This is a genomic window from Lysinibacillus sp. NPDC058147, assembly GCF_042884205.1.
Taxonomy (GTDB): Bacteria; Bacillota; Bacilli; order Bacillales_A; family Planococcaceae; genus Lysinibacillus.
Window position 1 is genome coordinate 121351 of the sequence record NZ_JBHVUJ010000007.1, and the last position, 14785, is coordinate 136135.

Annotated in this window: 14 protein-coding genes; 4 read left to right on the forward strand and 10 right to left on the reverse strand. The window is 38.9% G+C overall.

Going from position 1 to position 14785, the window contains the following annotated elements; translation table 11 throughout:
* Window positions 1–406: 406 nt before the first annotated feature.
* From ACFVT8_RS19160 to ACFVT8_RS19185, 6 genes are all read right to left on the reverse strand, one after another.
* The gene (locus tag ACFVT8_RS19160) at window positions 407–1123 is read right to left on the reverse strand and encodes a WecB/TagA/CpsF family glycosyltransferase (RefSeq protein ID WP_387083828.1); all 717 of its coding nucleotides are present in this window, start codon (window positions 1121–1123) and stop codon (window positions 407–409) included.
* Window positions 1120–2391, reverse strand: a complete 1272-nt coding sequence (locus ACFVT8_RS19165) for a nucleotide sugar dehydrogenase (protein WP_387083830.1) — start codon at window positions 2389–2391, stop codon at window positions 1120–1122. Before ACFVT8_RS19165 ends, ACFVT8_RS19160 begins: the two co-directional genes overlap by 4 nt.
* Window positions 2392–3135: 744 nt before the next feature.
* Window positions 3136–3891, reverse strand: a complete 756-nt coding sequence (locus ACFVT8_RS19170; RefSeq protein WP_387083832.1) for a nuclease-related domain-containing protein — start codon at window positions 3889–3891, stop codon at window positions 3136–3138.
* 96 nt (window positions 3892–3987) lie between these two features.
* Complete coding sequence (locus tag ACFVT8_RS19175; RefSeq protein ID WP_387083834.1) at window positions 3988–4299, reverse strand: hypothetical protein; 312 nt, start codon at window positions 4297–4299, stop codon at window positions 3988–3990.
* 43 nt (window positions 4300–4342) lie between these two features.
* A complete protein-coding gene (locus ACFVT8_RS19180; RefSeq protein WP_387084177.1) occupies window positions 4343–5188 on the reverse strand; it encodes a flagellin N-terminal helical domain-containing protein in 846 nt (281 codons plus the stop codon).
* 202 nt (window positions 5189–5390) lie between these two features.
* The gene (locus tag ACFVT8_RS19185; protein ID WP_387083836.1) at window positions 5391–5864 is read right to left on the reverse strand and encodes an IDEAL domain-containing protein; all 474 of its coding nucleotides are present in this window, start codon (window positions 5862–5864) and stop codon (window positions 5391–5393) included.
* Window positions 5865–6061: 197 nt separating this feature from the next.
* On the opposite strand from ACFVT8_RS19185, the gene ACFVT8_RS19190 reads away from it, so the two are divergent.
* Window positions 6062–7636, forward strand: a complete 1575-nt coding sequence (locus ACFVT8_RS19190) for a hypothetical protein (RefSeq protein WP_387083838.1) — start codon at window positions 6062–6064, stop codon at window positions 7634–7636.
* Window positions 7633–10395, forward strand: a complete 2763-nt coding sequence (locus tag ACFVT8_RS19195) for a DEAD/DEAH box helicase (protein WP_387083840.1) — start codon at window positions 7633–7635, stop codon at window positions 10393–10395. Before ACFVT8_RS19190 ends, ACFVT8_RS19195 begins: the two co-directional genes overlap by 4 nt.
* 269 nt (window positions 10396–10664) lie before the next feature.
* Here ACFVT8_RS19195 and ACFVT8_RS19200 read toward each other — a convergent pair whose 3' ends face one another.
* Window positions 10665–11087, reverse strand: coding sequence for a single-stranded DNA-binding protein (locus tag ACFVT8_RS19200; protein ID WP_387083842.1), 423 nt, complete (start codon window positions 11085–11087; stop codon window positions 10665–10667).
* Between the two features lie 310 nt (window positions 11088–11397).
* Between ACFVT8_RS19200 and ACFVT8_RS19205 the strand changes: the two genes are divergently transcribed.
* Window positions 11398–11823, forward strand: a complete 426-nt coding sequence (locus tag ACFVT8_RS19205) for a YwpF family protein (RefSeq protein WP_387083844.1) — start codon at window positions 11398–11400, stop codon at window positions 11821–11823.
* A gap of 100 nt (window positions 11824–11923) precedes the next feature.
* Window positions 11924–12904 carry a nuclease-related domain-containing protein gene (locus ACFVT8_RS19210; RefSeq protein WP_387083846.1) on the forward strand — a complete coding sequence of 327 codons (981 nt, stop codon included), beginning with the start codon at window positions 11924–11926 and terminating at the stop codon, window positions 12902–12904.
* Window positions 12905–13215: 311 nt separating this feature from the next.
* Here the strand turns inward: ACFVT8_RS19210 and ACFVT8_RS19215 are convergent, their stop codons facing one another.
* The 3 genes from ACFVT8_RS19215 to fabZ form a co-directional block, all read right to left on the reverse strand.
* Window positions 13216–13605 carry a hypothetical protein gene (locus tag ACFVT8_RS19215; protein WP_387083848.1) on the reverse strand — a complete coding sequence of 130 codons (390 nt, stop codon included), beginning with the start codon at window positions 13603–13605 and terminating at the stop codon, window positions 13216–13218.
* Between the two features lie 108 nt (window positions 13606–13713).
* Window positions 13714–14097 (reverse strand): hypothetical protein, encoded by a 384-nt coding sequence (locus tag ACFVT8_RS19220; protein ID WP_387083850.1) that lies wholly within the window; start codon window positions 14095–14097, stop codon window positions 13714–13716.
* Window positions 14098–14312: 215 nt separating this feature from the next.
* Window positions 14313–14756 (reverse strand): 3-hydroxyacyl-ACP dehydratase FabZ, encoded by a 444-nt coding sequence (gene fabZ, locus ACFVT8_RS19225; RefSeq protein ID WP_053484429.1) that lies wholly within the window; start codon window positions 14754–14756, stop codon window positions 14313–14315.
* Between the last annotated feature and the right edge of the window lie 29 nt (window positions 14757–14785).

Consider the following 14785-nt stretch of genomic DNA (forward strand, 5'->3'; position numbering starts at 1 on the left):
ATTTTTCAAGTGATATTACACATCTTTTCCAACAATAATATGGTAAACAAACCTTAAATGTTAAATATTTTTACAATAATAAACAATTATATATTTCTATTCCATTTTTATTGGTATAAAAAATGGTAATTCTTTTTGGTTCTTTGGAAATTGTAAGTGGCGTAATAATTGAAGATATTTTGGTGAATGTACTGCGGGATCTTTATAAAGTGCGTCTATGTTTTAAAAGTAGAATCATATTTTTACACACGAAAAAAGCTCAAGCATATAAATGCTTGAGCTTTTTTCGCTTGGGCTACCAACCGTTGTTTCCTTGCAGGGAATTCTATTTATTTCATAGAGGAAATTCCTATACACATACAGTCTAACACTTTCAATTTAAAACGACAATACCAATTTTTAAAAATTATTGGCGTTTCTGCCTTGCCACTTCCAATAAAAATAATGGAAGTGCGATTTGACGCTTGATACGCTTAGGTTCTTTCATTAATCGATAAAACCATTCAAGGCCAAATTTTTGGAAAATTTCTGGTGCACGTTTAACTGTACCTGCAAGCACATCGAATGATCCACCCACGCCTTGATAAATAGTAGGATGCAATTGATCGCGATTTGCATTAATCCAGTTTTCTTGTTTTGGACTTCCCATCGCTACAAAAAGTAGATCGGGTTGTGCTTCATTAATGCGGTCAAGTACCTTCTGTTCGTCCTTTTCATAGCCGTCCTGTGTGCCGACTATTTTAATAGAAGGAAATAACGATTCTAGCTTTGCTTTTGCCGCATCTGCAACACCTGGTTTCCCTCCGTAAAGGAAAATAGGTTTGCCACGTTTTGCCGCTTCCTCGCAAAGCTTCATCATCATATCGACGCCTGTAACACGTTCACGAATTTGCCCTTTTTGAATTTTGGAAGCAAGAATAACACCAATGCCATCTGGAATTTGAAATTCCGCTTCGTTAAGCAGCTTCTTTAGAGCAGGGTCTTCTTTTGCCTTGATAATCTTCTCTGGATTGATGGCAACAACGAGCGCCTTTTGTTTTGTTTCAATACGCTCGAATGCCATCTCCATTAATTCATCGTAGCCTTCCGTATTGACATTGATGCCAAGTACTGTTTCTTTCATCGGTTTTTCGCATCTCCTAAAAGGTGGAACTGGAAGCCTGCTTCTTCCCATTTATCACGTTTTAAGCAGTTTTTCGTATCGAAGACGATTTTTGATTTCACTGTAATTTCTGCAGTGTCTAATGCTTTGAATTCATTATGATCCGTTAGAACAAGAATGATATCTGCATCTTTTGTAGCTTCTTCTAAGCTTTGTGTTTGTGTTGCATGTTTGTTTTCTTTAATGTGTGGATCGTATGAAATAACTTCTAATCCAAGATTTTGTAACTCGTCAATAACGATTGTAGATGGACTTTCGCGCATGTCATCTACGTTCCCTTTGAAGGCTAGTCCAAGAACAGCTACTTTGCCACCAGCAATTTTGTTTTGATTTAAGATAGCTTGTGTTTTTTGTGCTGTGAAGCTTGGCATACTATCATTTGTATTACGAGATAAATGAATAATTTGTGCTGTCTCGCCACCTAACTCAACTAGGAACCATGGGTCAACCGCGATACAGTGACCACCTACGCCAGGACCTGGGAAGTGAACATTTACACGTGGGTGATAGTTCGCAAATTTAATGGCTTCCCAAATGTTTACGTCAAGCTTCTCTGCCAATTTTGCAAGCTCATTGGCAAACGCAATGTTTACATCACGGTAAGTGTTTTCCATTACTTTTACTAACTCAGCTGTAGTTGCATCTGTAATGTGGATAGTACCATTCACAAATGTTTGATAAAGCTCTTTTGTCATTTGTGCAGACTTGTCATCAATCCCACCAACGATACGGTCGTTGTTCACTAATTCTTCAAAAATACGACCAGGTATAACACGCTCTGGTGAATGTGCTACAAATAAATCGATACCAAATTCAAGATTTGCTTTGATTAACTCTGGTAACATAATGTGCTCTACAGTTTTCGGTGGTACTGTCGATTCAAGAATGACAAGGTCACCTTTTTTCAAGAATGGCACGATAGAAGCCGTAGCTTGACGTACATATTCTAAATTCGCTGTATTATCAGGATTAATTGGCGACGGAACTGCCACGATGAATACGTCCGCTTCCTGTGGTGTCGTTGACGCCGTTAAGAAACCTTCATCAACTGCTTTATTCAGGCGCTCCTGCAAACCATTTTCTTCAATATGAAGTTTCTTCTCTTGAATACTTTTTACTGCTGCTGGGTTTACGTCCACCCCGTGTACTTTTATGCCGTGGTTGGCAAACATTACAGCCGTTGGTAAACCGATGTAGCCAAGCCCAACGACACAAATTGATTTAGTCATTCTCTATTCTTCCTTCCGTTTTCAAAAACGAGTAGTTAAATTATATGTTTTATTAATGCATGATGCATTTTTGTTCTGCATTATAGTATACATCTTTCAAGTGAAAGTGTGAATCAATTTGTCATTTTGAAGCTGTTTTATGTGTCTGATTAGCAAAAGTTTTGTTGGTTAGTGGCGCAATTTCGGAGTTTAGCGGCTTTCTTTGCTTGGTTAGCGGCGCAATTTGATGTTTTGGCGGCGCAACTCCTTTGGTTGGCGGCGCAAATCACACTTTTAGCGGCGAACTCCAATAAAGCTGGACAATTTGGCATAAGTCTTGTGGCCGGCGGCGGTATTTCGTGTTTTAGCAGCGTTCTTTGCTTGGTTGGCGGCGCAATTTGATGCTTTGGCGGCGCAATTCACACCTTTAGCGGCGAACTCCAATAAAGCTGGACAATTTGGCATAAGTCTTGTGGCCGGCGGCGGTATTTCGTGTTTTAGCAGCGTTCTTTGCTTGGTTTGCGGCGCAATTTGATGCTTTGGCGGCGCGATTCACACCTTTAGCGGCGAACTCCAATATAAGCTGGACAAATGGTACTTCCTAATTCGATCTGGCCCAGTGCTTGATAAATTTAATTTTTGTAAAAGCCGTTTTGCTACATACTGACTCTCTATATTCAAAAAATCACGACAATCACTGTTCGATATTGTATCTCCTACTAGCATGTGATAATCCAGTAGTGCTCGTATATGTGCTTTTTTACTTTAAAATTTACAACTTTGACAATACCAAGTCATGCGCAATTTCTCCATCCCAAACTGACCACAGTTCTCACAATGAACACCCCGTCGCAAAGCAGAAGCATCGATTTGATAATACTGGCAAAGCGGAAATGGCGTTTTATTCCGCAAATGTGACAAAATAATGTTTTTGATTTCTTTCATTGTTTTCGTCTCTTTGCTTTTCTCTAAATGTTTATGAAGAAATATCGGCAGCTCTTTTGCCATTAAAATTGGCAGTCTTCCTTCTTCCCGAGAAATATTTACATTATTAAAAGGAAAAACAACCGCTCCATAAATGGGTATAGAAATATGTTGGTTGTCTAAGAAATGTTTCATACCTTGAATATACTGTTCAAGCTGAATTTCAGGATGCGTAAAAACGTGAACCTCCCCAGATTCCGAAGTACGAATGAGCTGGCGTGGGTCACTTTTAAAATGTACAGTTCCTCGAATATTTTTAATTTCCAATAGAATGATAGCGTTGGGGACAATGAGTAAAATATCAATTTGCATAGGAAGAACAGAGGGAAGTATTACATTGTGGAAAATGTAGCAATCATTGAACAGTGCTATTTGCTGTAGTTCCTTCATAACATATTGCTCACCAAAATCGTCGGCTTCGTTATTTTTGAGTTCCTGCTGAAGATTTTGATATTGTGGGTGCGTGGGGTGCAACCGAGTCACAAGCGCTTGGAGTCCGTTTGTCAATGGAGATGGTGCGAAGGGTTTTATGATCAATCAATTCTCTCCTTTTCTATATAAATTTTAAATGGTTTATCAGTTATTGTCGGATCCTTCCAGCGATTATAGCATGTTTAACAGCGGTTTTGGTATTTAATCAGCGGTTTTTATTTTTTTATCAGCGATTGCTGTACTCTTATCGGCGATGTTCACTTTTTTATCCGCGATTGTTGTACTCTTATCAGCGATGTTCACTTTTTTATCAGCGGCTGTCGCTCTTTTATCAGCGATGTTCACTTCTTTATCAGCGGTTGTCGCTCTTTTATCAGCGATGTTCACTTCTTTATCAGCGATTGTTGTACTCTTATCAGCGATGTTCACTTTTTTATCAGCGGTTGTCGCTCTTTTATCAGCGATGTTCACTTCTTTATCAGCGGTTGTCGCTCTTTTATCAGCGATGTTCACTTACTTACCAGCTAATTAATCCCAACTAAAAAAGGAATCACCTTTAGTATCGGGGATTCCTCGTTCCGCTTTCGAGTAATTGTAGAATTGATTGGGCTTGTTGCATGTGCATTGCTAGTACGTATTGACTTGCTTGCATTAGGATTTGGGCTTTTACCATGTTCATCATTTCTTTTGCGATATCTGCATCGCGAATGCGGGATTCGGCGTCTTGTAGATTTTCTGCTGTGTTTACGTTCGCATTATAGGCGTGCTCTAGGCGATTTTGGTAGGCGCCTAGTTTTGAGCGCTCATTTGATACGCGCTTTAAAGCATCGTCCATTGTGGAAATTGCTTTATTGGCACCATCACGAGTTGCAATGGATGTTGTATCGTCCAAGCCAAGTGCTCCAGCACCCATATCGCCAATAAACAGCTCGATGCTTTGACCTGAGTTGGCACCTGCCTGAATTTTAATACCGTTTGTAGCATAATCCCCATTTAGTAATGTCTTTGTATTAAATTCAGTGTCCTTCGAGATGCGTTGAATTTCTTTTTTTAATTCCTGAAATTCCATATCGAGACTTTCACGATCACTATCCGTTAAAGTATCGTTGCTCGCTTGGACAGCGAGCTCGCGCATGCGCTGAATCATGTCATGTACTTCATTTAGTGCACCTTCAGCTGTTTGAACGAGTGAAATACCGTCTTGAATATTTTTCGCTGCCATGTTCAAACCGCGAATTTGTGCACGCATTTTTTCTGAAATTGCAAGTCCTGCTGGATCATCCGCAGCACTATTGATACGATAACCTGAAGAAATCCGAAGCATTGCCTTGCTCATAGCATCGGAATGTCTATTCATATTATTTAAAATTGACATCCCTGTTGCTGACCATTTTCCAAGCATCATTTCATCACCCCTATTGTTATTCATATCGGTCTATGTTAAATTCTTTTAAGTTATTTTGGTAATGTGTTCTAATTTAGTAGGTTCTATATATTAATGATTTCTAACCCATTTTTATATTTTAAACTTTAGACCTAGAGATATATAAAAGCACCCTCTTCTCACATAGGAAAAGTAGGTGCTTAATTGCAATACCGTGTATTCAATTTTCGAAACCTCCGAGTTGATGGTTCTTTTGTTGTAACAGTTCAAAAAAGAGAGCTTTATTATTATCTAGTAATGCCTGGTCGATTAAATTATCAATGTTTTGCTGCTCCAGCTCTGTAATGAGCTGATCTACTTCGCCAACAGTCACTGAAGAAACGAGTGGTAACTGCGGTTTTGGAGTAGCGTTTTCAAGAATCGGTGTTAGATGCTCATGAACATTGGTAATTAATAATAATTGATATAATGGTAGTCGGATAAAACGATTCCCTTTTTGGAAAACAAATACTTCGGATATATTTTCAATTTGCTGTGTATTCAAGTTGATAATCATCTCTTTACCTTCGATGGGAATGAAATGGAAAATCTCATTCTCTTTTAAAATAGAGAAATATTGATAAGCAAACACGAGACGTAGTTTGTCTCCAGTAATTTTTGTGTAAAATGGCTTCATATATTGAACTTGCATCATCCTTCATCCCTCCTATTTATCTGATTATTCAGATTTTAACACATATCAATTATCTTGTTAACTATCTTCTCCTTGATTTTTTTCTTTTCAATCATTCAGCTTATCATGTACGCATTTTAATCGTATAATGGAAGGACAGTCTTTTTTCCTTCATGCTTAAATGCCCACTAGCTATACATTATGAAAGGAGTGAGGTTATGGCATTGTCTATTGCCCAATTAGCTAAGGAACATCAAGAATTTATCCTTGCCAAAGTAAATGAAGCTGAACAGGCGTTACATCCTTCCTCTATTGAAGACGAAGAGCTAGTGCGTCGTGCTGTTTTTTCAGTGCGGAACAAATCAGTTGTCTTTGAACGTTTTAATGGAGCGAGTTCTACATTATATGCAAGCGTACAGGATGTCAGACCTGCTTCTGTAGAAATTGATTTTGCCAAAGAGGAGTTGAGCTGTAATTGTCCTCAGCTGAAATGGTGTAGACATCAGGTTGGCGCATTGCTTGCCCTCTATCAGTATTTTGATTCGGTGCAAAATTGGTCAAGTGCTTGGCGTGCGCAAAAATCAGTGCAACTAAAATCATTAGCAGATGAACGAAGTCCAGAAAGCTGGAAATTGATGGCCGATGAAGTTATGAAACGTTTATTGCCACCTGGGCGTATTCTTGAAGGGTATGGCCTTTCTGCTGTACGGACAGATGCATTGGAACGACTTCAACGGCATATGCCTTTCGAGCGTGAGTGGCAGCCACTTTATAAGCTTTTCATGGAGCTATCCATCTTTAATACAATATGGCGTCATTTAAATGAAACAAAAGGACATTCATTGGATTCGCCTTATATGAAATATTTTATTGATCAAAGTGTTCAATCATTCGAGAGTATATTAACAGAACTAACGGGTCGATCACGTCTTTTTGCTACTGATCCATTTTATGATGCTATTCAGGAATTAGTTAGAGCGTTTTTATTAGAACGACAAGGATTATTTGCTGATCGACTACAAATATATATGCTGCTTTGGGCAGTGCTTTTTTATGAAAAGCCGCGTCGTGAACAGGAATTGGCACTGATAAATAAGCTTGAAAATATTTCACCTGAGATTTCCTTGCAGTCATTAAAACTGTTATTTTATGTGCTGCTACAAAAAGAAAGTTTATTACTGGAAAGCATTGCACATATTGATGTACAACATATGCAAGACTTGTTTGAACTGGCTACTTTTGCGAAACGTGCTGGCGAATCACATGCACAGTCCATTATTTTACGTGCGATGCTACCATTTACCGAAGTCTTTTTACAGCAAACTGTGCCAGTTGTAAAACGTGCTCAATACGTAAGGCAATTTCAGCTTTTATACGAAGACATACAGCTAACGGAGGAACAGGAAACTACATTATATAGTGCATTTGGTGTTTATGGGCTCCAGCCGTTTTCTTTCTTTCTTATAAAAAAAGAACGCTATCGTGAATGGGCAGCCCTCCATCAGTTAAATCTCTCTTCCCTTTCTTATTTAGAAATGTGTGGATTGAAAGATGTGCTTCAGGTAGCGCCTGCAACAGTATTGCCCTTATATCATCTATATGCCATGGCTGAAATTACACAGAAATCACGTATGAACTATAAACAGGCTGTACGAATTTGGAAAAGTATGCGCAGTGCGGCAAAACGTGCTGGCAAAACTGCTTATTTTGAAACATACATGCAAACAATCCGTGCAGAGTATAAACGACTTCGTGCATTACAGGAAGAAATTGAGAAAGGAAACTTAGTATGATGACTATAAATGCTCCTTCCCCGTTTTCAAAAAAACTACAGCTTCGTATTAATGCCGGACAGGAAGGATATTTTACGTTACAGGGATTTACTGCTGATGGTGCAACAATGGATGCAGACTCACTCATTTCTTCATTATTTTTTAACTATGAAGCGAATGTCTATGGTTTATTAACCAATCGTTCAGAACTTACGATTGACGTTTCAACCTCTGAGCTCCTTGATATTTTTTCGCAGCGCTATTTGCATCCTTTTATTAAATGGCAAGGTGCGAACACAGAAAGTCAGGTGTGGCTAGAAAAAACGTCTGCTTTACAATCGTATTGGCAGGAATCCTCGCTCTGGTCATACGCAAATATTGCAGATGATTTTTCAGCGCTAACATTCCCTATAGACGGTGTGGATGCTGTTTTATTAGAAACGGCAGTGCAGCAAAAACTAACTCAAGCAGGTCTTGTATTATCCGATTTACCAAAGCTAATGCCATTTTTCTTGCGTGGTGGCTGGCCATTAGAGCAGGAACGACAGGCAGGTGCAGTTACTGTCTCTCTACGCTTAAGTGATCCTGAGGAAGATTCAGATGTTTGGCTTTTAGAAACCGTACTTAGCACGGCTACAACCAAAAGCTACTGGACGCCTGCTATGCGAAAGCAGTCACTACCAATTGCTGATGCTCTTCCGGCAAAGTGGCAAATGTATGCTGATGCTATTGAACAACAACAAGCACAAATTGTAGACCTTCTTGCTGTTGAAGATTTACGTAGCGATATTTTCATCCGTATTACGCTTGAGGATTTACAAGTTCGAACATTTTTACGTGAGGATTTAGCAAGATTACAGGCACTCGGCTTTGACGTTGTATTACCGGCTTGGCTAAAGGATTTAAAACAATCAAAAATGCGTGTTCGCGTAAGTACTGGCAATGTAGCGACAAAGAAGGTTGCTGGACTAGACGATATTTTAACGTTTAAATGGCAATTTTCTATGAATGGACAGTCCATTTCACCTGAGCAATTTAAAAAGCTTGTGGATGAGAAACGCGAATTCATTCGTATTGGTACTGAATGGTTTCGAGTCGATGCAAACTGGATGCATGAAATGCGTGCATTGATGCATCAAGCAGAAGATGAAAGCTGGACTGTTCGTGAATTGCTATTTCGTGAACTGCCAGAGGATTTATCCATACCTCTTGAAGAAGAGGATGCCGATGATGAAATGCGTGATGATCCGATTTTTGCCTTCGAATTGCAAAAATCGCTTAAATCCTATATGGAGCAGCTTCAGGAGAAAAAAGGACTTCCAACAGTACCAGTCCCTACATCTTTGCATGCTGAATTACGTCCTTATCAGCATGAGGGCTTTGAATGGCTTGTCTTCATGCGCGAACAAGGCTTTGGTGCGTGCCTAGCCGATGATATGGGTCTTGGTAAAACGGTTCAGCTTATTTCATATTTGCTACATCTTAATGAAACAACTAAGAACAAAAAACCATCTATCATTATTTGCCCTACGTCCGTGCTAGGCAACTGGCAAAAGGAACTAGCTCGTTTTGCTCCTTCCTTGACTGTGCATACGCATTATCAGGCGAATCGAGCAAAGGAGGATGCTTTTAAACAGCTAGTGGAAAGAGAAAAACCACATGTGATTTTATCTACTTACGGCACGGTATCACAGGATGCTGAGTTTTTACAGGAAGTAGAATGGGCGGCAGTTGTACTAGATGAAGCCCAAAATATTAAAAATATGCAGACACTACAATCAAGGGCTATTCGTAAATTACAAGGTGCTCATCATATTGCTTTGACAGGTACACCGGTGGAAAACCGTTTATCGGAGCTATGGGCAATTTTTGATTTTATCCATAAAGGCTATTTAGGAAGCTTCGGCCGCTTTAATGAAGAATTTATTTTACCGATAGAACGAGATGAGTCTGAGTCACATAAACAGAAGCTACGTGCAAAAATACAACCATTTTTACTTCGCCGTACAAAACGTGACCCACACTTACAGCTTAACTTACCGGATAAACAAGAGTCTCATGAGTATTGCCCATTAACAACTGAGCAAGCGTCTCTTTATGAAGGATATATTCTAGAGACGCTCGATCAGTTGGAGCAATTAACAGGCTTTCAAAAAAAGGGACGCGTCTTAAAGATGCTCAGTAAGTTAAAGCAATTATGTAATCATCCTGCCTTGTATTTAAAAGAACCTTTCGAGGATGCCCAATCAATGCTAACTCGTTCTACGAAATTAGAAAGTATCGTGCAAATGGCTACAGAAATCGTGGACAACGGCGAGCAATGCCTCATCTTTACACAATATATTGGAATGGGGCAATTACTACAGCATTGTTTTAGTGAACTATATAATATTGATGCACCGTTCTTAACAGGTGCAATGCCTAAGCAGCAGCGTGACCGCTTAGTAGAGGCTTTTCAGGCAGGAGATTTCCCAATATTTATCCTTTCCTTAAAAGCAGGTGGAACAGGGCTCAATTTAACAGCAGCCAACCATGTATTACACGCCGATCGCTGGTGGAATCCTGCCGTTGAAAATCAAGCGACAGACCGTGCATATCGAATTGGTCAAACACAATTTGTGCAGGTGCATAAGTTTGTTACAATCGGTACTATCGAAGAAAAAATTGATAAAATGCTAGCCCAAAAATCGGCATTATCTGAAGAACTAATTCAATCTAGCCAGTGGTTAACTGAGTTAGAAGATGACGAACTTCGTGATTTAATGACACTAGATTTTTAACGGTTGGTTTATGCGCCAAGAGCAAAAATGTTCTTGGCGCTCTTTTATTTCAGTGGACATTACAGTTACTTCTTCCCTACTTACTTCATATTTATATTTAGTTGTGTGTAAAATGCTCATTGCTGTGCGGTCTTCAGCAATGAACTACGCTTATGAAAGGTATACATCATTCCTTTCTAAATTGATTACGGTGCAAGTAATAGAAGGAGAATGGCGGATCAGACAACATAGCACTTGTCACTTGCCCCGTATGTACCATTAGAAAACTGCTAAACTACTGGTAATTGTACTTCTGGCTCAGGTAGCACAAAATCCTTTAAGCCGTCTTGCTCATCAGGTGGCTTTGGCAGCATAATTGCCCCGTCGCTATCCCTTGGCTTAAGCTGATAAAATCGGACATCTTCTACGACTACTTCTGTGATAAAAACCTTTGTGCTTTCTTCATTTAAAAATGATCTTGATTGAATACGACCATTTGCCCCAATTAATGAGCCTTTTCCGCAATATTTGACGATATGCTCTGCAAGCCTTCCCCAAACTGTACAAAGAATAAAGTCAGCATCGACTTCCCCACGACTGTTTTTAAAATTGCGATTAATGGCTAAAGTAAAATGTGTTTGCACGCGATTTTCAGATAAGTATCGTAACACTGGATCCTTCGTTAATCTTCCGACCAGTCCGACTTGATTCATTGATTCACCTCCTTTGCTTTTGATTGCTCTCATCTTACAAAAATTAATCCAGCATTGGCAAAAGTCGATTTTTATCATTTCCCTTAGTTTTTAAACATAAATTAGCTATATTGAGTCTTTTACTTTTCTATTTTTGAATGATTTTTCGAGCTGAATTCTTTCCGCTGTAATAGCAAATGCTAATTGTTGAAATATGAAGTTTCGCTGTTTTTGCAGATTGTGCAAAAATACAGTATTGGTCCTTTCGTAAACAGGACTACCTGAATATGTTATACTAAAATAGATGACCGACTTAGGAGGATATTACATATTGAAAACATTTAAGATGCTTTCCTTTGACCTTGTCACAAAAGACGGCAAGCAACCTTTCCCTTTAGTCGATGGTATAATTATTAACCAGGAAAACAGCCATCAATCTTGGATTCTTGAACTATTTATGGACCGGCAATATCGTTCAACTTTCGAAGAACTTTTAGCGAGTGCTACTGTCTTTAATGTACGTGCAGTTATTTCATTCCCAGATAATGAGCCTGCTCCTTTCCAGGTTGTCGTACATACAGTTCAAGAAATTGGCGAGCACATTTCTGTCCTTTTAAAAGGGACGCTAAAGACAAAACGCTCGAAATATGCCGAGCAATTACTTGCCGAGTTACTAGCTGAGGGAGTTACTTTAGATAACTTATTGGACCGCTTCACGCATGATATGAAAGAAAGACCAAAACTCAAAAATGATTGAACTTGATTGAACGATGCAAAAATTTGCATCGTTTTTTTATTGGACAGATAGAGATTTTAAGGTAAAATACGGTTTAAAAATTATAGGAGGTAACCTACACTTGAATATTGCTATTAGGGAAAAGCCCTTAAAATTATTGTGGCTTGAGGCATTAAAGAGACGGATGTTCGAAGAGGACCCTGATTTCAACTATTATCATGAGCAATTCAGAAGATTCGATGCTGGCTATGCCGGTGAAAAGAAAGTTGACCGTGAATGGCTTGAATTATTATGTCCCTACACTTTTTTAGTGTTACATAATTTAATTCTGATAAATTCTGCACAGCATTCACATCAACTCGATACACTTTTCATATGCAGTAATTTTATGCTAGTTGTTGAAATAAAAAATATTAACGGACGTCTTGATTTTGACGATAGTACTCATCAATGTATTCGAACAAAACCAGATGGTACTGTTGAAGGATTTCCAAATGCAATTACTCAGACCCAGCGACATATGCAATTTCTTAAAGTTATTTTCCAAAACTATTCTCTCCCCATTGAGGGTGCGGTTATCATCGCTAATCCCTCTGCTATCATTGCAAGTCATCCAAATACAATTCCGATTTTCCATGTTTCAGGACTTCAAAAACATCTTCATTCCCTTTTTAGAAAATATACAAAATCAATTTTAAGCGATGACCAGCTAACTCAAATTGCTCAGCAGCTCCATAGTAGACATCAGTCACCGAAATTTCCCGCTCCTATTGATTCATCAAGATATCGCCACGGCGTACTTTGTCCGAAATGCCAATACAAGTCACAAATGCATTATTCTCGCGGGATATGGAAATGTTCGTACTGTCAATTTGCAAGCGAAGAAATATTTGCTGAAGCTTTACAAGATTATCGATACTTAATTGGATCAACAATTACCAATAAACAGTTACGTGAATTCTCCGCTATTCATTCCAGTGATGCCGCAAATCGCTTACTTAGAAAATTTCAATTTCCTTATACAGGTTCTTATAAAAATCGCGTTTATCAACTACCCGAAAATTTAGTGGACTATATTAAGCCATTTTTCCGCTCTTCTTGAGGATATTTACTGGGTTTATCACTTTTCTTCGGAGGATTTACATTCTTCGCGGGTATTTACCTCTCTCCCGCAGGCATTCACTTCTCTTCCGCGGGTATTTACCTTTCTTCCGCGGGTATTTACCTTTCTTCCGCGGATATTCACTTCCCTCCCGCGGATATTCACTTCTCTCCCGCAGTATTCACTTCTCTCCCGCGGATATTCACTTCTCTCCTCCGGTATTCACTTCTCTCCCGCGCAGATATTCCGCCCTTCGCGAATTCGAAAAGAAAAAAGAGCACCTCCATTAACCGGAAGCACTCTTTTTTATATTATCGCGTTACTTTCTCTTCGACGATCTTTTCTTTCACAACGCCGTTATTTGGAACAGTGTTTGTACCATTTAAATCAGCATTTGTTCCTGGTGTTGTTGTTGTTCCTGGTACTGTTGTTGTACCTGGTGTTGTTGTTCTTGGTGTAGTAGTAGTGCCTGGAGTTGTAGCTTCAGGAAGAACAGTGTTACGGTTAACACCATTTACGTCACGATTGTATACGTCATTTCTTCGAGTCGGCTCAACAACGTCTTCTACTTTGTCAACACCACGGCGAACGTCGTGTTTAACATTCTCCACCGGTCTTGTTTCAACAGCTCTGTTTCCCCAGTTACAACCTCCAAGGAATAAAGCAGCAAGAATAATTGCCAAAAATGACATTCTCCACATAGAAAAATTCCTCCTTTCTCGATGCTATGTCATCAAATACAACGTGTGCATTTGTGATCCTACATAGATTGCCCGGGAAAGGAGGGAACTATCCGATTTTTGTACAAACTATTTTTGTTTTTCTTTTAACAATTGTTCAATGTAGGCTGCTTCTGCTTTACAATTGTAGCTATAGTTTGTACCTAGCTCTTTTTGCAATGCCTCGATTGTTTCAATTTGCTTAGCTGTTGGTTCTTCATTTAAAATTTTTGCAATTACTTCATCGATTTTATGCGCCATCTCTTCATGGAATTCAGTACTCATCAAAACATCTGCTGGGATTTTTTCGATCCATGCGGCATTTTCTTGAAAATAAGATTGCCAGCTAGCAATGAAGTCTTCCATAGAAAAACGCTCTTCTTTCCAATCAATACTTGCTAAGTATGATTCAAAAGATGTTGAAATCGAACGCGTAATGCTAATTTTAACACCTGAAGACAATTCCTTATACATCTATATAATCCTCCTACGTTTTAAAAACAAAACTAAAATTACATGTATTTCAATACACAATCACATATACGCCATTGCATTTTTATAAAACATCTAAATCCTATCTTTAACTACTCTACCTGCGAGCGCAGAATAAAGATAAACTATTAAAAGATTAACAGTAAAGTCATTATTCGAACATCATTATTTTATATCTTTTAGCCTATAATTGCAAATTAAGCCTGTTTTGGTTGCTCAGGCCCAATGGCAAATAAAATATCCGCTTCACATACTAATTCTCCATCGACTGTCGCCACACCGTGACCTTTGCCCATTACTCCACGTAGTTTCACGAATTCTACCTCTAATCGAAGTTGATCTCCCGGTACTACTTGGCGCTTGAAACGACAATTATCAATACCCGTCAAGAAAGCTAGACGACCTTTGAATTCATCCGCGTTTAATAACGCTACACCACCAACTTGTGCTAGCGCCTCTACAATTAAAACTCCAGGCATTACTGGATAGCCCGGAAAATGCCCATTAAAAAAGTCTTCGTTCATAGAGACATTTTTTAAACCGACTGCACGTTTACCTTCTTCTAATTCAACGATACGATCAACGAATAAAAAAGGATAACGATGTGGTAAAATTGCTTGAATTTGCTCAGCTGTTAACATTTCCTTTTCCCCCTTAATTCTTATGTAAA